Origin of the sequence: Kosakonia oryzae, assembly GCF_001658025.2 — a bacterium.
Classification (GTDB): domain Bacteria; phylum Pseudomonadota; class Gammaproteobacteria; order Enterobacterales; family Enterobacteriaceae; genus Kosakonia; species Kosakonia oryzae.
Genome location: NZ_CP014007.2, coordinates 4,870,104 through 4,892,944, shown reverse-complemented (window position 1 = coordinate 4,892,944; position 22,841 = coordinate 4,870,104). Strand labels below are relative to the sequence as shown.

Here is a 22,841-nt window from a genome sequence, read left to right as displayed (position 1 = left end):
AGCTGACTACGGAGGACCCGCAATGTCACAAGATCCTTTCCTCGAACGAGAATCTGAAAAATATACCAACCCCATTCCCAGCCGCGAATTTATCCTCGATCACTTAGCCAAACGCGAAAAACCAGCCAGCCGTGATGAACTGGCGGTTGAACTGAATATCGAAGGCGAAGAACAAAATGAAGCGTTGCGCCGTCGGTTGCGCGCCATGGAGCGCGACGGCCAACTGGTATTCACCCGCCGTCAGTGCTATGCCCTGCCGGAACGGCTGGATCTACTGAAAGGTGTGGTGATCGGCCACCGCGACGGCTATGGCTTCCTGCGCGTCGAAGGGCGTAAAGACGATCTTTACCTCTCCAGCGAGCAGATGAAAACCTGCATCCACGGCGACCAGGTGCTGGCACAGCCGCTGGGAGCCGATCGTAAAGGCCGCCGCGAAGCGCGCATCGTACGTATTCTGGTGCCCAAAACCGGGCAAATTGTTGGCCGTTACTTCACCGATGCCGGCGTTGGCTTTGTCGTTCCGGACGACAGCCGCATGAGCTTTGACATCCTGATCCCGCCGGAAGAAACCATGAGCGCGCGCATGGGCTTTGTGGTGGTGGTGGAGTTAACCCAGCGTCCGACACGCCGCACCAAAGCACTCGGCAAGATTGTTGAAGTGCTTGGCGACAACATGGGTACCGGCATGGCCGTCGATATGGCGCTGCGCACCCATGAAATTCCTTACCAGTGGCCGCCAGAAGTTGAAAAACAGGTTGCCGGGCTGAAAGAGCAAGTACCGGAAGAGGCAAAAGCGGGACGTGTGGATCTACGCGATCTGCCGCTGGTTACCATTGATGGCGAAGACGCCCGCGACTTCGACGATGCCGTTTATTGCGAGAAAAAACGCGGCGGTGGCTGGCGTTTGTGGGTGGCGATTGCCGATGTGAGCTATTACGTGCGACACGGAACAGCGCTCGACAACGAAGCGCGCAACCGTGGCACTTCGGTGTATTTCCCGTCGCAGGTCGTGCCTATGCTGCCGGAAGTGCTCTCAAACGGTCTCTGTTCGCTCAACCCGCAGGTGGATCGCCTGTGTATGGTCTGCGAAATGACCGTCTCGACGAAAGGCCGTTTAACCGGTTTTAAATTCTACGAAGCGGTGATGAGCTCCCATGCGCGTCTGACCTACACCAAAGTGTGGCATATGTTGCAGGGCGATCAGGAGCTGCGCGAGCAGTATGCGCCGCTGGTGAAACATATCGAAGAGCTGCATAACCTCTACAAAGTGCTCGACCAGGCGCGTGCTGAACGCGGCGGCATCTCGTTTGAGAGTGAAGAAGCGAAGTTTATCTTCAACGCCGAACGCCGCATTGAACGTATCGAACAGACTCAGCGTAACGATGCGCACAAACTGATTGAAGAGTGCATGATCCTCGCCAACATCTCGGCAGCGCGTTTTGTCGAGAAAGCTGGCGAACCGGCGCTGTTCCGTATTCACGATAAACCAACCAACGACGCAATCACCGCATTCCGTTCCGTGCTCGCCGAGCTGGGGCTGGAACTGCCGGGCGGCAACAAACCGGAGCCGCGCGATTATGCTGCGCTGCTGGAGTCGATTGCCGATCGTCCCGATCACGAGATGCTGCAAACCATGCTGCTGCGCTCGATGAAACAGGCGATTTACGATCCGGAAAACCGTGGCCACTTCGGGCTGGCGCTGCAATCCTATGCGCACTTTACCTCGCCGATCCGCCGTTATCCGGATTTGTCATTGCACCGCGCCATTAAGTACCTGCTGGCGAAAGAGCAGGGGCTGAAGGGCAACAGCACGGAAACCGGCGGTTGGCACTACAGCATGGAAGAGGTGCTGCAACTGGGCCAGCACTGTTCAATGACCGAACGCCGCGCGGATGAAGCCACCCGCGAAGTGTCGGACTGGCTGAAGTGCGATTTCATGCAGGATCAGGTGGGCAACATCTTCCCGGGCGTTATCGCCAGTGTCACCGGCTTCGGTTTCTTTGTGCGCCTGAACGATCTGTTTATCGATGGCCTGGTGCATGTCTCCTCGCTGGACAACGACTACTACCGTTTTGACCAGATTGGTCAGCGCCTGATTGGCGAATCCGGCGGGCAAACCTATCGCCTCGGCGATCGGGTAGAAGTGAAGGTTGAAGCCGTCAATATGGATGAGCGTAAGATCGACTTCTCGCTGATCTCCAGTGAACGCGCGCCGCGCAATGTCGGTAAAACCGAGCGTGAAAGAACGAAAAGAGGCGCTGCGGGTAAAAACGTTGGCGGTAAAAAGCCGCCGCGTCGGCAGATGGGGAAAAAGGTAAATTTTGAGCCGGACAGTGCCTTCCGCGGTGATGCCGCAGGCAAAGGTAAAAGCAAAGCGAAAAAAGCCAAAACCCCCTCGGCAAAAACGCAAAAAATAGCCGCTGCCACCAAAGCTAAACGCGCGGCGAAAAAGAAAGTTGACCAGTAATATCTGCGAAGCCCTTCCACTGTGAAGGGCTTTTTTTATGGCTTAGTTATTTCCTGCACATCGATATTTATTATTTATCGTTAGCCTGCGAACACAGATCTATATAGTAAATATCCATCTCGTATTTACCGAATTAAAACCGTGGCATTTCGCTTCGGTTTGTCTCTGTTTTCCAAGGAGCGATTATGCATCTGGCCCGTTTCCCCCGCCTGTCATTAGGTCATTTCCCGACGCCGTTAGAACCACTGGAGAATTTAAGTGCGTTGCTGGGCGGTCCCAAAATATGGATCAAACGCGATGACGCTACCGGTCTGGCGACGGGCGGCAATAAAACCCGCAAGCTGGAATTTTTGCTGGCGGATGCGCTGGCGAAAAACGCAGACGTCATTATTACCCAGGGCGCAACGCAGTCGAACCACGTCCGGCAAACCATTGCCGGGGCTGCGAAACTCGGGCTGGCAAGCAAAGTGCTTCTGGAAAAACGCGTTACCGATTTTGGTGAAGATTATCAGCGCTCTGGCAACATACTGCTGGATGAGTTGCTGGGCGGTGAAATTGTCGCCCATCTGCCGGGCGGCACGGATATGCAAAAAGCGATGGAAGAGTATGCCGAACAGCTGCGCGAACAGGGGCATCGCCCGTATGTCATCCCCGGTGGCGGCTCCAACGCCATCGGCGCGCTGGGTTACGTTGCTTGCGCAGAAGAACTGTTATTCCAGTCCTCACAGTTACGGCTACGCATCGATCATGTCGTTCACGCTACTGGCAGCACCGGGACGCAAGCCGGGCTGGTGGCCGGTTTCACTGCCACTAACAGCCACGTGCCGGTGCTGGGCATCAGCGTCCGCGCGCCTAAAGCGAAGCAGGAAGAGAATGTCTGGAATCTGGCGTCACGTACGCGCGAACTGTTGGGCGTGACGGGCGATCTGCCGCGTGAAGCGGTAGCCGCCAATAGCGACTACGTGGGTGATGGCTATGGTTTGCCGACAGAAGGCATGCTGGAAGCGCTGACGCTGTTTGCCCGCCATGAAGGCATTTTGCTCGACCCGGTCTATTCCGGTAAAGGTGCCGCCGGGCTTATTGATCTGATTCGCAAAGGCTACTTCACGCATGACGAGAATGTCGTGTTTATCCACACCGGCGGCTCTGCCGGGCTATTCGGTTACCGCCAGGTGCTGGAGGCGCACGCCCGCCATGGCTAAACCCTTCTTACTGGGCGTGCTGGGCGGCATGGGGCCGCTCGCCACGCTCGATTTTCAGCACAAGCTGTTACAGGCGACGCCTGCCGATAGCGACCAGCAGCAACTGCCGTCGGTGGTGTGGAACGTGCCGCAAATCGCCGATCGGCAAAAAGCGCTGGCCGGGCTGGGGCCTTCGCCGCTGCCTCAACTGCTTCAGGGAATTGAAAAGCTTAATCAGGCGGGCGCCAGCCATATCGCTATTCCCTGCAACACCGCGCATCACTGGTATGACGAACTCAGCCGCGCCAGCAACGCGCCGCTGTTGCACATTGTGGATGCCACAATGGCGTCGCTGGCGAATTTAGCTCACAAACCTCAGCGAGTTGGGTTGATTGCCACGCAAGGCACGCTGGATGCGGGTTGGTATCAGCAGCGCCTGGCGCAACAGGGAATTGAGGTACTGCTGCCGAATGACGATGAACTGCAACAGTGGTTTGTGCCGGGCTGTTATGCCGTGAAGCGCGGCGCACTGCACGAGGGCGGTGAATTGCTGGCAAAGCAGGCAAAGGCGTTACTGGCGCGCGGTGCGCAACAGTTGATTCTGGCTTGTACCGAAGTACCGGTTGCGCTGGAAGCGATTGCCGCACCATTTCTCGCGCAGACCTGCGATCCGTCACAAGCGCTGGCGCAGCAGTGCGCGCAAATATGGCTCGATTATCACCATTCTTATTCCACGCATATCCAACGCAATAATTCGAATAAATAAAAGCGCCGCCTGTCGATATAGTGGTTCGGCGCTAATAACATCCAGGATTAAATAACATGAAAAAAAGTCTCTGCTTATTACTGGCAGCAGGTAGCTTATGGCTAAATACCAGCGTTGCCGCTACACCAGCCGAAGTGCGCGTCGCGTATAGCGGCGGTTCCCAGGTATTAATGTTGGCGAAAGCCGATGGTTCTCTGGATAAAGCCTTAAATACGAAAGTTCAGTGGGTGCAATTCGCCTCCGGCGCGGATGCGCTCAGTTATTTCGCCAGCAATGCTATCGATATTGCCAATTTCGGCTCCAGCCCGGCCACGGCCGGTATTGTGCGTAAATTACCCGTGGAAATTATCGGGGTTTCCGGCGTGATTGCCAGCTACGAACGTTTAATTGGCAAAGATGGCATTAAAACGCTGCGTGATATCGAAGGGAAACGCGTAGCTTATCCGCCAAATTCGACGGCGCAATATGCGCTGGAAGCAGCGATCAGCGTTAATAAACTCGACCGCAGCAAAATTACTTTGCTGCCGCTGCGTCCGGCGGAAATGGTGGCGGCCTGGAAACGCGGCGATATCGATGCCGGTTACGTCTGGGCGCCGTTTGCCCAGGAGCTGGAATCCTCCGGCGGCCATCAGGTCTTTGCCACCAAAGATCTGCAAAAAGAGGGCTACCTGATCTACAACAACTACGTGGTTCGCAAAGCCTTTGCTGAGCAGTATCCGCAAGCGGTGACGGCCTTCCTGCGCGTACACCAGCAGAAAGTCGATGAGTTCAAAAAGGATCCTGAACGCGCCGCCGCGATTGTGGCAAAAGAGGTCGGCGCACCGGTCACTACCGCTGCCAATACCCTCGGCGGGCTGGAGTATCCAACGCTAAGCGAGCAAGGCACCGCTGCGTGGCTGGGTAACGGCACGCAAACCAGCGCGAGCGGCATCGGCAAAGCGCTGAGCAAAACCTCGAACTTCCTCGCCGGAATTGGCGAAATCCGCAAACGCGATATCCCGGCGAACTGGGATAGCGCCATCGACTCGCGCTACATCCGCGAGGCAGCAGCCGCAAAATGAAACTGCGTCAACATATCGTCATCAGCGTGCTGTCGGTGGCGGTCTTCTTTGTGATTTGGCAAGTGGCGGCCACCCGGCAATGGGTGGATCCGCTGTTGTTACCTTCGCTGACCGACATTGGGCTGACCGCCGAAGAGTTGCTGGCGGACGGTTACCGCCAGGTGCCGCTGTGGCAGCACGTCGCCGTCAGCCTGGCGCGGGCGCTGAGCGCCTTTGCAGTGGCGATTGCCATCGGGATCCCGCTGGGTTTGCTGATGGGCTTATCCGATGGACTTTCCGCTGTGCTTAACCCGTTTGTGCAGTTCCTGCGCCCGCTACCGAAGATTGCGCTGATCCCGCTGGCGGTGGTCTGGCTGGGGATTGGCGAAGCGTCGAAATTCTTCCTGATCTTTATCGCTACCTTTTTAAGCGTGGTCGTTGGTGCCAGCGCGGCGGTGGAACGCATCGGTCGCGCACGCATTCGCGTCGCGCAAACGCTGGGCGCATCGAAAGGGCAGATTTTTTTGCGCGTGGTGCTGCCGGATGCGCTGCCAGAGCTGTTCACCACAGTGCGTCTTTCCATTGGCATTGGCTGGACATCGCTGATCGCCGCCGAAATGGTCGCCGCCAGTTCCGGCCTCGGCTGGATGGTGATCAACGCCAGCTCTTATTTACGTACGGACATTGTCATGCTTGGCATTCTGCTGCTGGGCGGCATTGGTTACTTACTGGATTTATTACTGTTAGGGCTACAACGCTGGTTGGTGCCCTGGGCGGGGAAAGAGTGATGACGGCACAAATCGCGCTGGAAAATGTTTCGCTGACGTTTGCGGCAAAACCGCAACCGTTCACGGTGCTGGAAGATATTTCGCTGGCGCTGGCTCCGGGGGAATTTGTTGTGCTGCTTGGCCCCTCCGGCTGTGGTAAATCCACCATTCTCAACCTGGTTGCCGGGTTTACCCGGCCCGATAGCGGGCAGGTTCTGGCGGCCGGAAAAACGGTGAGCCAACCAGGCCCATCGCGCGGCATGATCTTCCAGCAGCCGAACCTGTTTCCGTGGTTATCGGTGCTGGATAACGTGACGTTCGGCCCACGGCTCGGCAAATACCGCAAAGAAGAGATTAACGCCCAGGCGCTGGACTGGCTGGCCCGAGTGGGGCTGAAAGGTTTTGAACACCATGCGCCGTGGCAGCTTTCCGGCGGCATGAAACAACGTGTCGCGCTGGCGCGCGCCTGGTTGCCCGGTCCGGATGTGTTGCTGCTCGATGAACCGTTTGGTGCGCTGGACGCGCAAACCCGGCTGATGATGCAGGAACTGCTGCGCAGCGCCTGGCTGGAAACGCGCACCACGCTGCTGTTCGTGACGCACGATGTAGATGAAGCGCTGTTTCTCGCCGACCGCATTCTGATCATGTCTGCGCGCCCCGGCAAAATCGTCGAAGAGATTTCTCTGCCGTTTGGCCGCGATCGCGATATCGAAACCCTCGCTGGCGATCCGCACTATGGTGAGATCAAGCAGCACGTGCTGCATCGCGTACGGCTGGAGGCAAAACGGCACTTAAGTTAGCGAGGTACTTTCTGCAGCGCGTGTCGGTTATAATGAGCGCAGGTGATGAGAATCACAGCCCACATAACACGGCGAAACTGCCCCAAACGAGTACCATCAATGAGTGAAATGATTTACGGCATCCATGCGGTGCAGGCACTGCTGGAGCGCGCCCCGGAGCGTTTTCAGGAAGTCTTTATTCTGAAAGGCCGCGAAGACAAACGTCTGCTGCCGCTGATCCATGCTCTGGAAGCGCAGGGCGTGGTGATCCAGGTGGCGAATCGCCAGTATCTGGATGAGAAAAGCGAAGGCGCGGTGCATCAGGGGATCATTGCACGGGTGAAACCAGGGCGTCAGTATCAGGAGAACGATCTGCCGGATCTGATTGCCAGCCTCGATCAACCGTTCCTGCTGATCCTTGATGGCGTTACCGATCCGCATAACCTTGGCGCATGCTTGCGCAGTGCCGATGCGGCAGGCGTTCACGCGGTGATTGTGCCGAAAGACAAATCCGCCCAGTTGAATGCGACCGCGAAAAAAGTGGCCTGCGGCGCAGCGGAAAGTGTTCCGCTGATCCGCGTCACCAACCTCGCGCGTACTATGCGCCAGTTGCAAGAAGAGAATATCTGGATTGTTGGCACCGCCGGTGAAGCGGACCACACTCTGTTTCAGAGCAAAATGACCGGACCGATGGCGCTGGTAATGGGCGCGGAAGGTGAAGGTATGCGCCGCCTGACCCGCGAACACTGTGATGAGCTGATCAGCATTCCGATGGCGGGCAGCGTTTCATCGTTGAACGTCTCGGTGGCAACCGGTATCTGCCTGTTTGAAGCTGTGCGCCAGCGCACGCTTTAAATCCGCAACACATCAAAAACCACCCTTATTTGGGTGGTTTTTTTTGCCCTGAATCCAGGTAAGATTTCACGGCAGGTTTTCTCTTAATTTTATTACAATAAAATAATCGGGATAGATATCATGGCATGGACAGTAGAGTCGCTTAGCGCGGCATTATTACAATCCACGGCGCTGGATTTAAATATTCAACACGAAGCCGATGCGTTAATTATTAAACTGGATGATTACGGCGATTTGCAATTAAACGTGCTGCTGACTTCCCGGCAAATCGTTATCGAAACCTACATTTGTCCTTTAAGTGAAATTAAGCACCAGGATGCGTTTAACGCTTTTCTGCTGCGCAACCAAAAACTTTTACCGTTATCGTCTGTTGGCATCTCTGCAGTCAGCGGCGAAGAGTATTATGTCGCGTTCGGCGCGCTGTCACTCAACTCTTCGCTTGACGATATCCTGCTGGAAATCACCACGCTTGCGGAAAACGCGCTGGATCTTGCCGAATTAACCGATGATTTTACCCAATAACGTTGTCAGGGAGTGAGGATATGGGAATTTTAAAAAGCCTGTTTACGCTGGGTAAATCGTTTATTGCTCAGGCGGAAGAGTCGATCGAAGAAACGCAGGGCGTGCGCATGCTCGAACAGCATATCCGCGATGCCCGCGCAGAGCTGGATAAGGCGGGGAAATCCCGTGTCGATCTGCTGGCGCGCGTGAAGCTGAGCCACGACAAACTGGCCGATCTGCGTGACCGTAAAGCCAGCCTGGAAGCCCGCGCGCTGGAAGCGATGGCAAAAAATGTGGATGCCGCATTGCTCAATGAAGTGGCGACCGAGATTGCCCGTCTGGAGAACACGATTACCGCGGAAGAGCAGGTGCTGAGCAACCTTGAAACTTCGCGCGATACCGTAGAAAAAGCGGTGACCGCCACGGCACAGCGTATCGAACAGTTTGAGCAGCAACTGGAAGTGATCAAAGCGACCGACGCGATGCAGCGCGCGGAGCAGGCCGTCACCACCTCCACCGTTGGCGCGTCAAACAATGTCGCCACGGCAGCGGAATCCCTGAAGCGCCTGCAAGCGCGTCAGGCTGAGCGCCAGGCCCGACTGGATGCGGCAACACAGCTTGAGAAAGTGGCCGATGGGCGCGATCTCGACGAAAAACTGGCGCAGGCGGGGATCGGCGGCAGCGATAAAACCTCGGCGCAGGATGTGCTGGCGCGACTGCAACAGCAACAGAAAGCGTAATGTTCTCGTTGCTGAAAAACCTGTTGGGGCGGGCTGATGCGTCAGCCCCGGCGAAAGGTCCGCTTGGTTTGCATCTGCATGCCGGTTTTACCATTGATACGCTGCTGTTTCGCCTGTGCGAAGAGGAACTGCTCGTCACGCTGCCCGGCGAGGAGTACACCGTTGGCGCCTGCGGCAGCTTCGATCTTGGCGCAGGATGCATGATCCATCGCTACTACACGACGGGCGATGAGTTTCTGCAAATCAGCACCTCGGGCGGACTGGCAAGCCACAATATCGATGATATTAAGCTGTTTGTGTATGAAGAGAGCGTGGGTGTTTCCGGCGAACAGGCGTGGCGCGAAATGCTGAGCGCAAAGGCGATGGGCAAAACCACGCTTCGCTGGCGCGATTGCCAGTGGCAGCGCGTGTTTAACGCCGAAGAGCGCGGCGATATCGAGCCGATTTATACGCTCGAAACCGTGACCAATCAGGCTGGCGCACGCTGGGAAGTGCATAACTTTATGATGGCTTACCAGCGGGAAGTCACCAGCGATATATTTGAATACCTGCTATTGAATGGCGAAGAGACATTCAATGCGCGCAACCAGCCGGAATGGATCTACTCGCGTGCGCTGGGGTGGATATTCCCCTGACATCATTAAAGGTCATAGGTTAATTATGAATTTGGACTTGCATATTCTGGGCTCGCTGCTGGCATTTTGTGCCTATTTTTTTATTGGCATTGCGATGGTGCTCTGCTTTCTTTTTATTTATACACGGATTACGCCACACGATGAGTGGCGATTAATTAAAGAGAATAATGTCGCGGCATCGTTAGCGTTCAGCGGTTCACTGTTGGGCTATATTATTCCGCTCTCCAGCGCAGCCATTAATTCAGTGAGTATTCCGGATTATTTAATCTGGGGCATTATTGCGCTGGTGGTGCAATTACTTGTCTACGGTGGTGTGCGCCTTTATATGCCAAAACTGAGCGACAAGATTATTCACAGCAATACAGCCGCCGGGTTATTTATGGGCGCGGCTGCGCTGGCAGGCGGAATTTTTAACGCCGCCTGCATGACATGGTAATGGAACATCATGGCCAGAAAGAGAAACTACCGGCAGAAGAATGACATCCTGTCGCCCGCGCAGAGCCGCATCCAGCGCCCGATTTTTAGTGCGCCAAAAGAGCGTAAAAGCGGGCAATACCTGACGCTGGCAATTATGGGCGGCGCCGCCTTTTTTGTTTTAAAAGGCTGCAATGACCACAAAGATGACAACGATGGCGACGGCGTGTATTACACCTCGCAGCAGGATTGCGTTGATGACGGCAACAGTGCGCAGGTATGCAGCGATGCGTGGAATAACGCGCGTGCGAGTTTCGAGCAAGAGATCCCGCGTAATATGTCGCAGCCCTGGTGCGTGCAGCAATACGACAACTGCTATTACGACAATATTGGCCAGCGCTGGATGCCGGTGCTTAGCGGTTTTCTGTTGAGCAAAGCGGTGCGTAAAGACCGCGATGAGCAATACAGCTACAGCAGCGGCGGTTCTACTTACTCTTCCCGCCCGGTCTGGCGTAATCATCAGGGCGACTATAGCTGGCGCTCCGGTAGCGATACCAGCCACAGCAGCGTAAGCGCCCATTATGGCTACACCACCAAAAAGGCGACCACCTTTTCCCGCGGCGGGTTTGGGCGCTCTTCCAGCGCACGCGGAAGCTGGGGAGGATAAGCATGCTGCGTCATGATGTTGCTGTTCGTCCGGGGCTTGAGCGGATCGCCCGCGACCACGGTTTTGACTTCCATATTATTGATAACGAAGTTTACTGGGATGAGAGCCGGGCCTACCGTTTTACGCTGCGGCAAATTGAAGAGCAGATCGAAAAGCCGACCGCCGAACTGCATCAAATGTGCCTTGAGGTGGTGGATCGCGCCGTGGCGGATGAGGCCATTCTCCGCCAGTTGGCGATCCCGCCGCTCTACTGGGATGCAATTGCCGCGAGCTGGCGCAGCCGCGATCCTTCGCTTTACGGGCGCATGGATTTTGTCTGGTGCGGTAAGGAACCGGTCAAGCTGCTGGAATATAACGCCGATACGCCAACCTCGCTGTATGAGTCTGCGTACTTCCAGTGGTTATGGATGGAGGATGCGCGGCGTAACGGTACTATTGCGCGCGATGCCGATCAGTACAATGCCATTCAGGATAAGTTGATCGCCCGCTTCGGCGAGATCCAGAGCCGTCATCCGCTCTACTTTTGTTGCTGTAAAGAGACGGAAGAGGATCGCGGCACCGTGCTTTATCTGGAGGATTGCGCCCGCCAGGCCGGTCTTGATACACGCTTTATTTATATCGACGATATTGGCCTCGGTCTTGGCGGCGTGTTGACGGATCTGGACGATAACGTCATTCGCCAGGCGTTTAAGCTCTATCCGCTGGAATGGATGATGCGCGACGAGAATGGCCCGCTGCTGTGTAAACGCCGCGAGCAGTGGCTGGAACCCTTATGGAAAAGCATCCTCAGCAATAAGGGGCTGTTGCCGCTGCTGTGGCGTTATTTCCCTCATCATCCGAATCTTCTGCCCGCGTGGTTTGACGGTGAAAAACCACAAACTGCGGCGGGAGCCAGCTATGTACGCAAACCGCTTTTTTCACGCGAAGGCGGCAATGTCACCATCTTCGACGGCGCACATAACGTTATTGACCATGAAGAGGGCGACTACGGCGAAGAGCCGATGATCTATCAGGCCTTTCAGTCGCTGCCGCGCTTTGGCGACAGCTACACGCTGATTGGCAGCTGGCTGGTGGATGATGAAGCGGTTGGCATGGGGATCCGCGAAGACAGTACGCTGATCACCAAAGATACCTCGCGGTTTGTACCGCATTATATCGCCGGGTAAACCAAAGCCCGGCAGCGCCACGCCTCCGGGCTTTTCACTCTTCCAGTGAGCGCAAATGGTCATTTTTGTTGAGTGTCATTAGCGCCGTCATACTCACCACGGCGGTAGCCATCACATAGTACGCCGGGATATCGACATTGCCGGTCTCTTTGATAAGGCCGGTGATAATTAACCCCGCACAGCCGGAAAAGAGCGCGTTCGATAGCGAATAGGCCAGACCCAGACCGGTATAACGTACGCGGGTGGGGAACATCTCCGCCAGCATTGCCGGGCCTGGACCGGCCAGCATGCCAACCAGACCACCGGCAACCAGCACCACCAGCGCTTTTATCGCTAATGTGCTGGATTCCGCCTGCAAAATTTTTAGCAGCGGCAGCGCCAGAATTAACAGCAACGCGGTGGCAAGCACCATCACGGCGCGTCGCCCGATGCGATCGCTCAGTATGCCGGACGGAATAATGGTTAACGCAAAGCCAATGTTGGAGATCACCGCAATCAGCAGCGCCTGGTTAAAACCGGTATGCAGCGCCGACTGCAAATACGCGGGCATGATCACCAGATAGGTATAACCGGCGGCAGACCACACCATCACCCGGCCAATCCCGATGACAATGGCTTTTAGCGTATCGGTGAAGTGCGCCCGTTCGGCAACCGGTTGTTTTTGCTGTTGCACGAAGCTCGGCGTCTCTTCCATGCTGACCCGTAACCACAGCGCGACGACGCCCATCGGCAAGGCGAGGAAAAAGGGGATGCGCCAACCCCAGTCATGCAGCGCGTCTGGCGTCAGCAGCGCGGAAAGCAGCGCTACAACGCCTGCGCCGGCCAGCAGACCTACTGCGACGGTAAAAGATTGCCATGCGCCATACAGCCCGCGTTTGCCGCGCGGCGCGAACTCCGTCATCAGCGACACCGCGCCGCCGTACTCTCCACCGGCAAATAAGCCCTGCAAAATTCGCAAACCGGTGATGATAAGCGGTGCGGCGAGGCCGATGCTGGCATACACCGGAACGAGACCGATCGCGGCAGTGGCGAGCGTCATCATCACCAGTACGATAATCAGCGTCGGTTTACGACCGATACGATCGCCGATACGTCCGAACACCACGGCACCCAGCGGGCGGAAGAAAAAGGCGATGGCAAACGAGGCGTAGGTGAGGATTAAGCTGGTCAGCCCCGTTTCCCCCGAGAGCTGAAAGAAATTTTTGGCGATGACGGTAGCGAGAAAACCGTAAACCGCAAATTCATACCACTCGATAAAATTACCAATCGAGCCTGCCATTAAAGCGCGCTTATGCGCATTGGGTGCAACGTGAGGTGCCGGCATCATTATTCTCTTCTGCAAGGTGAGAATAAATTATTCACCACGAACATCGATGGCGAAATATATTATTCTTATATTATGTGAGCCGTTTCACGAATGAGCGTTGCAAGATCGCGGCCTTGTGAACCTGTCCCGTGCAGCATTGAGGTGCGCTGTCCATACTTATCTGCAGTGCCCATGAAGGAGGGAGACACCATGCACTGGCAGACTCATACGGTTTTCAACCAACCTGTTCCTCTGAATAACAGCAACTTATTTCTTTCCGACCGCGCGCTGTATGATGCCGTCATGCGCGAGGGCGCGGCGTGGGACGCCGAGTTCCTTGCCAGTATCGGGCAGCAGCTGGGCACGGCGGAATCGCTGGAACTGGGGCGGCTGGCGAATGTCAATCCGCCGGAATTGTTACGTTATGATCCCGCAGGCCAGCGGCTCGACGACGTGCGTTTTCACCCGGCATGGCATTTATTGATGCAGGGATTGTGCGCCAATCGGGTCCACAACATGGCGTGGGAAGAAGACGCGCGCGTTGGCGCGTTTGTCGCTCGCGCCGCGCGTTTTGTCCTGCATGCGCAGGTTGAATCCGGCACGCTGTGCCCCATCACCATGACATTTGCCGCCACGCCGCTGTTGCAACAAGCGTTGCCGAAGCCTTTTCACGACTGGTTTAAACCGTTACTCAGCGATCGTTACGATCCGCATATGGCGCCCGGCAGCCAGAAACGCGGCCTGCTGATCGGCATGGGAATGACGGAAAAACAGGGCGGTTCCGATGTGCTGAGCAATACCACCCGCGCGGAAAAAAGCGGCGATATGTACCGGCTGGTGGGACATAAATGGTTCTTCTCCGTACCGCAGAGCGACGCGCATCTGGTACTGGCGCAGGCGCGCGGCGGCCTGTCCTGCTTCTTTGTGCCGCGCTTTTTGCCCGACGGGCAGCGCAACGGCGTACGGCTGGAGCGGCTGAAAGACAAGCTTGGCAACCGTTCAAATGCCAGCAGCGAAGCGGAATTTTGCGATGCCAGCGGCTGGTTGCTGGGGGAAGAGGGCGATGGTGTACGGCAAATTCTGAAGATGGGCGGCCTGACGCGTTTCGATTGCGCCTTGGGCAGCCACGGTTTGATGCGGCGCGCTTTTTCGGTGGCGCTGTACCATGCGCACCACCGGCAGGCCTTTGGCAAAAATCTGGTCGATCAACCATTGATGCGCGACGTTCTCAGCCGTATGGCGCTGCAACTGGAAGGGCAAACCGCGTTTCTGTTTCGTCTGGCGCGCGCCTGGGATCTCCGCGCTGACGCACAGGAGGCGTTATGGGCGCGGTTATTTACCCCGGCGGCGAAATTTGCTGTCTGCAAGGCAGGCATTCCTTTTGTCGCTGAGTCGATGGAGGTGCTCGGCGGGATTGGCTACTGCGAAGATAATGAGCTGCCGCGCCTGTATCGTGAAATGCCGGTGAATAGCATCTGGGAAGGATCCGGCAATGTGATGTGCCTGGATGTGCTGCGCGTATTGAGCAAGCAATCGGGCGTGATGGCGCTGTTGGCCGAGGAGTTTGGCGCGGTGAAAGGCCAGGATCGCCATTTCGATCGCGCCTGGCGGCAGTTGCAGCCGCAACTGCATAAACCGAATGAAACGCAGGGGAGAGCCATCACCCAGCAGCTCTTTCTGCTGGGATGCGGAGCGCAAATGTTGCGTCACGCGTCACCGCCGATGGCGCAAGCCTGGTGCCAGGTGATGCTCGATACCCGTGGTTCGTCGCCGCTGGCCGCCCCGATTCAGGACGACCTGCTGCTCCGCGCCACGGGTGGGGTAAATTAATCCACTTTCAGGCGGAACTGGCTCACCAGACGGGTCAGGTTAGCGCCTTTTTCCCGCAGCGCCTGGGCGGTTTCTTCGCTATGCGACACCCGCCCGGCGTTGATATTGGTGGCATCGCCGATGTGCGTCATCGCCAGATTGACCTGATTGATCCCCGCCGACTGCTCGCGCGAAGCGTGGTTGATTTCGCCGACCAACTGGTTGATATGGTTCATATGGTGGATGATCGATTGCATCGCCACCTGCGTCGCTTCCGACTGAGCATGACCTTCGCTAACTTTCTTCTGCGTGTCGCCAACCAGCACTTCGATCTCTTTCACCGCATTGGCACAGCGTGACGCCAGCGCGCGAACTTCCTGTGCGACCACCGCAAAACCTTTCCCGTTTTCGCCTGCGCGGGCGGCTTCCACCGCCGCGTTCAGCGCCAGGATGTTGGTCTGGAAAGCAATGGATTCAATCACATGGGTGATATCGGCAATCCGCTGTGAGGCGGTGCGAATATCTTCCATCGTCGTGACGGAAAGGGCGACGGTCTCGCCGCCTTTTTGCACCACATCGGTGGTGTCATTCACCAGGCTTTGCGTCTGTTCCATGTTGGCCGCGTTTTGCTGTACGGTGGCAGCCAGTTGCTCCATGCTGGCGGAGGTCTCTTCCACACTGCTGGCCTGCTTGTTGATCTGCTCGCTGATCTCACTGCTATCGGAAGCCAGCGCATTGGTGCCAAGGTTGATTTCCGTTGCGGATTCGCGAACCTGCAACACAATGGTGTGCAGACCATCGCCGATGCCGTTAATGGCAGTGATTAACTGGCCGACTTCATCCTGGCGATCGACGGCGAGCGTGGCGCGCAGATCCCCGGCGGCATAATGCTGGGCCAGTTCGATGACGCTACGCAGCGGGCGGGTCAGCCAGCGGCGAATAATCACCACGAACATGGCGGCAAACAGCAGAGAGATGACTACGCCTGCCAGCAGGAACAGGTTGCGCATAAAGGTGACATCCTGCAACAGAAGGTCTTTGTCCACTTCACCAACCACGGTCCAGTTCCAGCCGGGCAGCGTGGTGTAAGACATCAGCAGCGTGCGGCCATCTTCACTTTCGCGTTCCAGCGTGCCCTCGCTGTTTTTCAGCAACGTTTGCAGATCGTTTTCATCCCAGTGCGGGCGCTTGCCTTCCTCGGTGTCATGGAACAGATAGCTGCCGTAATCATCCCCCTCGTTACGATCGAGTACGAAAATGTGGCCGTTATCGCCCAGCTTGTGATCGAGGATTTTGCTGCGCATTACATCCCAGGAACGGGAGATATCGACGCCGACAAACAGGATGGCGATGGTATTGCCGCTGGCATCCTTCACCGGTTGATACTGAGTGATATAGCGTTTACCGAACAGCAACGCCTGGCCGCGGTAAACCTCGCCTTTCATGATTGAGGTGAAAGCCGGGCTGGTTTTTTCCAGCCGGGTGCCAATTGCGCGCTCGCCATCCTCTTTACGCAGCGAGGTAGCTACGCGGACGAAGTCACTGCCGCTACGCACGAATATCGTGGCGATCGCGCCGGTACGCTTCAGAAAATCATCTGCGATGGCGTTGTTGTTGTGCAGCTCGATGTCGCCACCTTTGAACAGTGGAACATCAATGCCGTTAATTTCGCGGTGCTGTTGCGGATCGACCGCCAGCGGTTGCGGCAGAAAACTGCTGAACAAACGCGTGTAGCTTTCCACCTCTTCGCTAATACTGCTGTTGAACATTTCTACCATGCTCACCACGCCGGTGGTCTGGTTACGCAGATCTTCCATCGCCAGCGTTTCCTGTAACTGGCTGGCTTTATTGCTCATCAAAAAAGTAAACAGAAGAAAAAGCGCAGCAACGCTTATGCCAGTCAGGAGCGACAATTTGGCACCGAGGCCAGTGCGAATAAAAAGGGGGCTCATAGGATGTCCATATATTTTGTGGGTATGCCATTACCGCCGAACAATAGGAGATGCAAATTTGAATGTCAAAATAGCGAAAATTCATTAATGGTTATTTTCCATAAAATATAATTATTGTGTATGTATTCGTACACAGGCACGGGGGGTAGCATTCCGGGAAAAAATGTATGGCGCTGAAATACGGCAATTTTATTAATATTTTATGAGAATGAAGTGAGTATTTTCTGTATGCTAAATATATTTATCTTCGTCGATTTTCTTTTTTCTCATTTCAATGACAATAATTATTTTAAGGCAATGGCTTTTCTGGCTGTTTTTTAACTAAAAATTGCCAGTAAAAATAATAATGGCTTTTTGCTGACGGGCGCTAAACAGAGTGGGATCCAGGTAAATCCTTATAAACCGATGGCCCGCAGCACAAAAAAACAGCAGATAAATAGATGAAATCTGACCTGTTACTCTCTGTGCTGCGGGCAGGGACGTTAATCCATTTTTAAGCGGAACAGGCTGACCAGCTCCGTCAGATGCGCCCCTTTTTCCCGTAACGTGCGGGCGGTTTCTTCGCTTTGCGATACGCGTCCGGCGTTGATATGCGTGGCATCGCCAATGTGCGTCATTGCCAGATTAACCTGGTTGATCCCCGCCGACTGCTCACGGGATGCATGGTTAATCTCATGGACTAAGTTGTTGATCTCGCTCATATGGCGGATGATCGATTGCATCGCCACTCGCGTCGCTTCCGACTGAGCGTGGCCTTCGCCCACTTTCCTCAGCGTGTCGCCAATCAGCGCTTCGATCTCCTTCACCGCGTTAGCGCTGCGTGCGGCCAGCGCGCGGACTTCCTGGGCGACCACGGCAAAACCTTTCCCGTGTTCACCGGCGCGGGCGGCTTCAACCGCCGCGTTCAGCGCCAGAATGTTGGTCTGGAAAGCAATGGATTCAATCACATGGGTGATATCAGCGATACGCTGTGAGGCCTGGCGGATATCTTCCATGGTTGCCACCGAGTGATCCACGGTTTCGCCGCCTTTTTGCACGGCATCGGTGGTGTCATTCACCAGGCTCTGCGTTTGCTCCATGTTAGCGGCGTTTTGCTGCACGGTGGCGGCCAGTTGTTCCATGCTGGCGGACGTCTCTTCCACGCTGCTGGCCTGCTTGTTGATCTGCTCGCTGATTTCGCTGCTGTCGGAAGCCAGCGCAGTAGTACCGAGGTTAATTTCTGCCGCGGATTCGCGCACCTGCAACACAATGGTGTGCAGGCCATCGCCAATGCCATTGATCGCGGCGATCAACTGGCCGACTTCATCCTGACGATCAACGGCAAGGGTGGCGCGCAGATCCCCGGCGGCATAGCGCTGCGCCAGATCGATCACCTGGCGCAGCGGACGGGTGAGCCAGTGGCGGATAATCACCACGAACAGTGCGGCAAACAGCAGAGAAACCAGCACGCCAGCCAGCAGGAACAGGTTGCGCATGCGGTTGACGTCCTGTAACAGTACCTCTTTGTCCACTTCACCGACCACGATCCAGTTCCAGCCGGGTAATGTGGTGTAAGACATCAACATTGTGCGGCCATCGGCACTGGTGCGTGCCAGCGTACCGCTGCTGGTTTTGAGCAGCGTTTGCAGATCATTTTCATCCCACTGCGGGCGTTTGCCTTCCTCGGAATCATGGAACAGGTAGCTGCCGTAGTTCTTGCCTGCATTACGATCGATCACAAAGAAATGGCCGCTTTCTCCCAGCTTACGACCCAGGATCTTGCTGCGCATGATCTGCCACGAGCGGGAGATATCGATGCCGACAAACAGGATGGCGATGGTATTGCCGCTGGCGTCTTTTACCGGTTGATACTGAGTGATATAGCGTTTGCCAAACAGCAGTGCCAGGCCGCGATAAACCTCGCCTTTCATCACCGGGGCGAAAGCCGGGCTGGCGTTGTCCAGCCGGGTGCCAATCGCGCGATCGCCGTTCTCTTTGCGCAGCGAGGTGGCCACGCGGACAAAGTCATCACCGCTGCGTACAAACAGCGTGGCAATGGCGCCGGTGCGATTCAGAAAATCATCGGGAATGGCATTATTGTTGTGCAGCTCGGTGTCGCCGCCTTTGAATAGCGGAACATCAATGCCGTTAATTTCGCGGCGCTGTTGCGGATCGACCGCCAGCGGTTGCGGCAGGAAACTGCTGAACAAGCGTGTGTAGCTTTCCACCTCCTCGCTGAGACTACTGTTGAACATTTCAACCATATCCACCACGCCGGTGGACTGATTGTGCAGGTCTTCCATGGCCAGCGTTTCCAGTTGTTGGCTGGCTTTATTGCTCATCAGAAAAGTAAACAGGAGGAATAGCGTTGCTACGCTTGCGCCAGTCAGAAGTGACAATTTAGCACCGAGACCGGCGCGGGAGAAAAAGGCGCGCATAATTTGTCCGTTGTTCTGTGTATGAAGCACCTTCAACGGCACAAATTAGATAACATTTAGTACGTCAATGTAACAAAGTGTTACATTGAGATATCTTTACATTAACATAGTCTTAGTGATTGCAGGGAAATAAAAAAGCCACCAAATTTAGGTGGCTTTGTTTAGCGGCTCAGGCGTACAAGATCGCTTGTACCCGCCAGTTGTCAACTCGTTGATCTTCCTGCATTCGTACAATGCGATACCAGGAAGCTCCCTGTTCGTCTGCTTTTAACGCGATAACACGCTCCACATCCTGTAGGCTCCCTGAGACATTATTGACGGAAATCAGGCCGATTTCGTTCAGTCCCGTCACGCAGTCAGCGCTGGCGAACTCTGCGGGCTGCGCTGTTGTATTAAGCATTCCTGTAGAAAGCAACAGTGAGTTTACGGCAAGAGATCGTTTCATTGTCAGCTCCATTTTTCGTTACCCCGAAATATTGCAGGGCTTCCTTTCGCGCAACGGATTCCATTAATCCAATTGTGCACAGGAGAACATCAATGGACGCAAAGCAGTGTAAATATCCTGAAAATCAATGCCTCGCTATCGCCGATATAACAACGCACGTCCGACCCAACGGGCCGGAATAATGGAATCATCCATCATAATAATCACGTAATAATCGGCTTTTGCTGCGGCTGCTTTGGCCTTAATCGCGGCTTCCACGTCCATGGGAGAACCCAGTACCGTTACGCTTACTTCGCCTGTTTTTTGTAGACCGTGCGTTTGGTCGCGGCTGATCTCCTGCGGATGATCGCTCACCGGCGGAGCAGGTTGCGGTGTACCCTCTAACACAGAACAGCCGCTAAGCAAGGCGGCAAACAGAACCGATAGCAAAATGCGCATGGGTTTCTCATCTCTCCTGATAGCCATAGTGTAGTTCCTGACGTGATCCAAATTGGGGGAATGTTCCCGAATTGTTACCGCGAGCACTAATTTCGAATGAAAGTGGTTAGAAAGCGTAATCTATATCTCAACCTTACCTGATGCTATTGCGAATTCTGACTTGCGTCGAGGGGTTGCCGATGGCATACCAGCACAAGAAATCAAGGAGCGTGTGATGATCGAACTGCAAACAGAACACTTTGCCGGCGTGGAAGCACTACACGCTTTTCCGGCGGGAAAACGTACCGAACCCCTACCCAGCGTGGTGTTTTATCATGGTTTTACCTCGTCAAAACTGGTCTACAGCTATTTTGCCGTCGCGCTGGCGCAGGTGGGTTTCCGCGTGATCATGCCTGATGCGCCGGATCATGGCGCGCGTTTTAGCGGTAATGTGGAGCGACGCTTGCGCCAGTTCTGGCAAATTTTACAGGGCAATATTGAAGAGTTCTCCGCGTTGCGCGACGCCCTGGAGAGCCAGTCGCTTATTGATAATCAGCGGCTGGCGGTCGGCGGCGCGTCGATGGGCGGGATGACGGCGCTGGGGATTATGACCGCACATCCGGAAGTGCGCTGCGTGGCCAGCCTGATGGGTTCCGGCTATTTCTCTTCGCTGGCGCATACGCTTTTCCCGCCGCTGGATGTGACCAACGCAGAGCAACAGCGCGAGTTTGAAACCATTCTGGCGCCGCTGGCGCAGTGGGAGGTGAGCCATCAACTCGCACGTATTGCCGATCGCCCGCTGCTACTGTGGCACGGTGAGCAGGATGATGTGGTGCCCGCTGCAGAATCTTTCCGTTTACAACAGGCGTTGCAGGATGCGGGACTGGATGCGTATCTTACTTATCAGTGGGAAACGGGCGTGACGCATCGCATCACGCCGCTGGCGCTGGAAGCCACAACGGATTTTTTCCGCCGTCATCTCTGAAGGCGCATGCCGCACAGCGCCACCACGCAAATAATGGTGCTGGCCCAGAATGTGGATCACTTTCCATAACGCTGGCAAACCCTGATTAAACCTGCCGGTGGGGTATTTGATAAGATCCTAAAGAAAATTATTCTCCCTTCTGAGCGCGGCCCCAATCCGGGGCCGCAGCGCAAGGAAAACTTAGCCTGATTCGGTTAGCGGTAGATATCCGCGCTGGCGTGCAAAGCGCCGTTGCTGCCTGGCTCGTGTGTCAGGATGGGGTGAAAGTAGGTGGCGTTTTGTGCGTCGGTTGCGGTATTCAAAGCCTGGTCGGCTTCCTGTTCGCTGGCGAAGTTATGATTAATGTAGATAACGCCTAAGCTGCGCACATCATCCATGTTCCGGGCTTGCCGGTTATCGAGTTTTATTGCTGCCGTTGCATTGAGGCTCAGCAATAGGGTTGTTAGTAAAATTGCGATGTATTTCATGATGTTACTCTCCGATATAACGCCGAATATTATGTTTTGAACATCTCTCCTCCTTTGTTTTGAGGCCTGATTAAAGTTTACGCGTTTGTTATAAAACGTATCGCGACGATTTCTGATGCTGTCGTTCAAAAAATTGCCGGAATGCGTTTTGTTTAATTTTAATGCGTGGCGGGGAGTTCTCTTTGCGCTTAGTGCGAATTATTTGTGCAATTCACCTTGAGTTTGCCCGGTGGGATCAGTATTATGACGCGTCAATTTTTCAGCCGACCTTTAACACGTTCCTTGCCTCCCCGGGCCTCGGCTGACCCAGACAGGAGGCTGAATAATCCGTAAGGAGCAATTCGATGCGTCATTACGAAATCGTTTTTATGGTCCATCCTGACCAGAGCGAACAGGTTCCGGGCATGATCGAGCGTTACACTGGTGCTATCACTGGTGCGCAAGGCACGATCCACCGTCTGGAAGACTGGGGCCGCCGTCAGCTGGCTTACCCGATCAACAAACTGCACAAAGCTCACTATGTTCTGATGAACGTTGAAGCGCCGCAGGAAGTGATCGATGAGCTGGAAACAAACTTCCGCTTCAACGACGCCGTTATCCGTAGCATGGTAATGCGTACTAAACACGCTGTTACCGAAGCATCTCCGATGGTTAAAGCGAAAGACGAGCGCCGTGAGCGTCGCGATGATTTCGCAAACGAAACCGCAGATGATGCAGATGCTGGGGATTCTGAAGAGTAATTACTGATGGCCAACCGACTGGTGTTGTCCGGCACCGTGTGCAGGACCCCGCTTCGTAAGGTCAGCCCGTCAGGAATTCCTCACTGCCAGTTCGTGCTTGAGCACCGTTCTGTGCAGGAGGAAGCCGGTTTTCACCGGCAGGCGTGGTGCCAAATGCCTGTAATAATCAGCGGGCAGGAGAACCAGGCCATTACTCACAGTATAACGGTCGGTAGCGCAGTAACCGTTCACGGATTCATTAGTTGCCACAAAGCAAAGAATGGCCTGACGAAAATGGTTCTGCATGCCGAGCAGATTGAATTGATAGATTCTGGAGACTAGCCAT

At 55.2% G+C, this 22,841-nt stretch carries 22 protein-coding genes and 1 pseudogene; 17 read left to right on the top strand and 6 right to left on the bottom strand.

Annotated elements, in window-relative coordinates:
- Positions 1-22: 22 nt before the first annotated feature.
- The 13 genes and pseudogenes from rnr to AWR26_RS23140 all read left to right on the top strand — a co-directional run bounded on the left by rnr (position 23) and on the right by AWR26_RS23140 (position 11,978).
- Positions 23-2,467: a ribonuclease R gene (gene rnr / locus AWR26_RS23200; RefSeq protein WP_064568700.1), complete on the top strand. Its 2,445-nt coding sequence runs from the start codon at positions 23-25 to the stop codon at positions 2,465-2,467.
- A 185-nt stretch (positions 2,468-2,652) separates the two neighbouring features.
- Complete coding sequence (gene cuyA, locus AWR26_RS23195; protein ID WP_064568699.1) at positions 2,653-3,669, top strand: D-cysteate sulfo-lyase; 1,017 nt, start codon at positions 2,653-2,655, stop codon at positions 3,667-3,669.
- Entirely contained in the window at positions 3,662-4,414 is a 753-nt protein-coding gene (gene cuyB / locus AWR26_RS23190) for a cysteate racemase (RefSeq protein ID WP_064568698.1), read from the top strand. The genes cuyA and cuyB overlap by 8 nt, the downstream gene beginning before the upstream one ends.
- Before the next feature lie 56 nt (positions 4,415-4,470).
- Positions 4,471-5,475, top strand: a complete 1,005-nt coding sequence (locus AWR26_RS23185; protein WP_064568697.1) for a taurine ABC transporter substrate-binding protein — start codon at positions 4,471-4,473, stop codon at positions 5,473-5,475.
- Positions 5,472-6,242 (top strand): ABC transporter permease, encoded by a 771-nt coding sequence (locus AWR26_RS23180; protein WP_064568696.1) that lies wholly within the window; start codon positions 5,472-5,474, stop codon positions 6,240-6,242. The genes AWR26_RS23185 and AWR26_RS23180 overlap by 4 nt, the downstream gene beginning before the upstream one ends.
- Positions 6,242-7,021: an ABC transporter ATP-binding protein gene (locus AWR26_RS23175; protein ID WP_007372751.1), complete on the top strand. Its 780-nt coding sequence runs from the start codon at positions 6,242-6,244 to the stop codon at positions 7,019-7,021. Before AWR26_RS23180 ends, AWR26_RS23175 begins: the two co-directional genes overlap by 1 nt.
- A 99-nt stretch (positions 7,022-7,120) precedes the next feature.
- Entirely contained in the window at positions 7,121-7,855 is a 735-nt protein-coding gene (gene rlmB / locus AWR26_RS23170; RefSeq protein ID WP_035886963.1) for a 23S rRNA (guanosine(2251)-2'-O)-methyltransferase RlmB, read from the top strand.
- Between the two features lie 120 nt (positions 7,856-7,975).
- Positions 7,976-8,377 carry a YjfI family protein gene (locus AWR26_RS23165; protein ID WP_064568695.1) on the top strand — a complete coding sequence of 134 codons (402 nt, stop codon included), beginning with the start codon at positions 7,976-7,978 and terminating at the stop codon, positions 8,375-8,377.
- 20 nt (positions 8,378-8,397) lie between these two features.
- Positions 8,398-9,096, top strand: a complete 699-nt coding sequence (locus AWR26_RS23160; RefSeq protein ID WP_064568694.1) for a PspA/IM30 family protein — start codon at positions 8,398-8,400, stop codon at positions 9,094-9,096.
- Positions 9,096-9,754: pseudogene (locus tag AWR26_RS23155) on the top strand (DUF2491 family protein). The gene AWR26_RS23160 and the pseudogene AWR26_RS23155 overlap by 1 nt, the downstream one beginning before the upstream one ends.
- 14 nt (positions 9,755-9,768) lie before the next feature.
- Positions 9,769-10,167, top strand: coding sequence for a DUF350 domain-containing protein (locus tag AWR26_RS23150; RefSeq protein WP_064569094.1), 399 nt, complete (start codon positions 9,769-9,771; stop codon positions 10,165-10,167).
- A 9-nt stretch (positions 10,168-10,176) separates the two neighbouring features.
- A complete protein-coding gene (locus tag AWR26_RS23145; protein ID WP_007372757.1) occupies positions 10,177-10,812 on the top strand; it encodes a DUF1190 domain-containing protein in 636 nt (211 codons plus the stop codon).
- A 2-nt stretch (positions 10,813-10,814) separates the two neighbouring features.
- Positions 10,815-11,978 (top strand): glutathionylspermidine synthase family protein, encoded by a 1,164-nt coding sequence (locus tag AWR26_RS23140; protein ID WP_064568693.1) that lies wholly within the window; start codon positions 10,815-10,817, stop codon positions 11,976-11,978.
- A gap of 34 nt (positions 11,979-12,012) precedes the next feature.
- On the opposite strand, the gene AWR26_RS23135 is transcribed toward AWR26_RS23140, so the two are convergent.
- On the bottom strand, positions 12,013-13,302 hold the full coding sequence (locus AWR26_RS23135) for an MFS transporter (protein WP_064569093.1): 1,290 nt from the start codon (positions 13,300-13,302) through the stop codon (positions 12,013-12,015).
- 192 nt (positions 13,303-13,494) lie between these two features.
- Between AWR26_RS23135 and AWR26_RS23130 the strand changes: the two genes are divergently transcribed.
- A complete protein-coding gene (locus AWR26_RS23130) occupies positions 13,495-15,114 on the top strand; it encodes an isovaleryl-CoA dehydrogenase (protein ID WP_064568692.1) in 1,620 nt (539 codons plus the stop codon).
- Here AWR26_RS23130 and AWR26_RS23125 read toward each other — a convergent pair.
- From AWR26_RS23125 to bsmA, 4 genes are all read right to left on the bottom strand, one after another.
- Positions 15,111-17,045: a methyl-accepting chemotaxis protein gene (locus tag AWR26_RS23125; RefSeq protein WP_064568691.1), complete on the bottom strand. Its 1,935-nt coding sequence runs from the start codon at positions 17,043-17,045 to the stop codon at positions 15,111-15,113. The two genes, AWR26_RS23130 and AWR26_RS23125, sit on opposite strands and share 4 nt — an antisense overlap.
- Before the next feature lie 482 nt (positions 17,046-17,527).
- Positions 17,528-19,462, bottom strand: coding sequence for a methyl-accepting chemotaxis protein (locus AWR26_RS23120; RefSeq protein ID WP_064568690.1), 1,935 nt, complete (start codon positions 19,460-19,462; stop codon positions 17,528-17,530).
- A gap of 169 nt (positions 19,463-19,631) precedes the next feature.
- Positions 19,632-19,919: a DUF1471 family protease activator YjfN gene (yjfN, locus tag AWR26_RS23115; RefSeq protein WP_007372763.1), complete on the bottom strand. Its 288-nt coding sequence runs from the start codon at positions 19,917-19,919 to the stop codon at positions 19,632-19,634.
- Between the two features lie 123 nt (positions 19,920-20,042).
- The gene (bsmA, locus tag AWR26_RS23110) at positions 20,043-20,372 is read right to left on the bottom strand and encodes a biofilm peroxide resistance protein BsmA (protein ID WP_071892786.1); all 330 of its coding nucleotides are present in this window, start codon (positions 20,370-20,372) and stop codon (positions 20,043-20,045) included.
- A gap of 187 nt (positions 20,373-20,559) precedes the next feature.
- Between bsmA and yjfP the strand changes: the two genes are divergently transcribed.
- Positions 20,560-21,309 carry an esterase gene (yjfP, locus tag AWR26_RS23105; RefSeq protein WP_064568688.1) on the top strand — a complete coding sequence of 250 codons (750 nt, stop codon included), beginning with the start codon at positions 20,560-20,562 and terminating at the stop codon, positions 21,307-21,309.
- 194 nt (positions 21,310-21,503) lie between these two features.
- Here yjfP and yjfY read toward each other — a convergent pair whose 3' ends face one another.
- Entirely contained in the window at positions 21,504-21,776 is a 273-nt protein-coding gene (gene yjfY / locus AWR26_RS23100; RefSeq protein ID WP_043956973.1) for a DUF1471 family protein YjfY, read from the bottom strand.
- A 344-nt stretch (positions 21,777-22,120) separates the two neighbouring features.
- Here yjfY and rpsF point away from each other — a divergent pair, with 344 nt between their 5' ends.
- Together rpsF and priB are read left to right on the top strand one after the other, a co-directional pair.
- Positions 22,121-22,516, top strand: coding sequence for a 30S ribosomal protein S6 (gene rpsF / locus AWR26_RS23095; RefSeq protein ID WP_043955435.1), 396 nt, complete (start codon positions 22,121-22,123; stop codon positions 22,514-22,516).
- Positions 22,517-22,522: 6 nt separating this feature from the next.
- Positions 22,523-22,837 (top strand): primosomal replication protein N, encoded by a 315-nt coding sequence (gene priB / locus AWR26_RS23090; RefSeq protein WP_064568687.1) that lies wholly within the window; start codon positions 22,523-22,525, stop codon positions 22,835-22,837.
- Positions 22,838-22,841 lie beyond the last annotated feature (4 nt).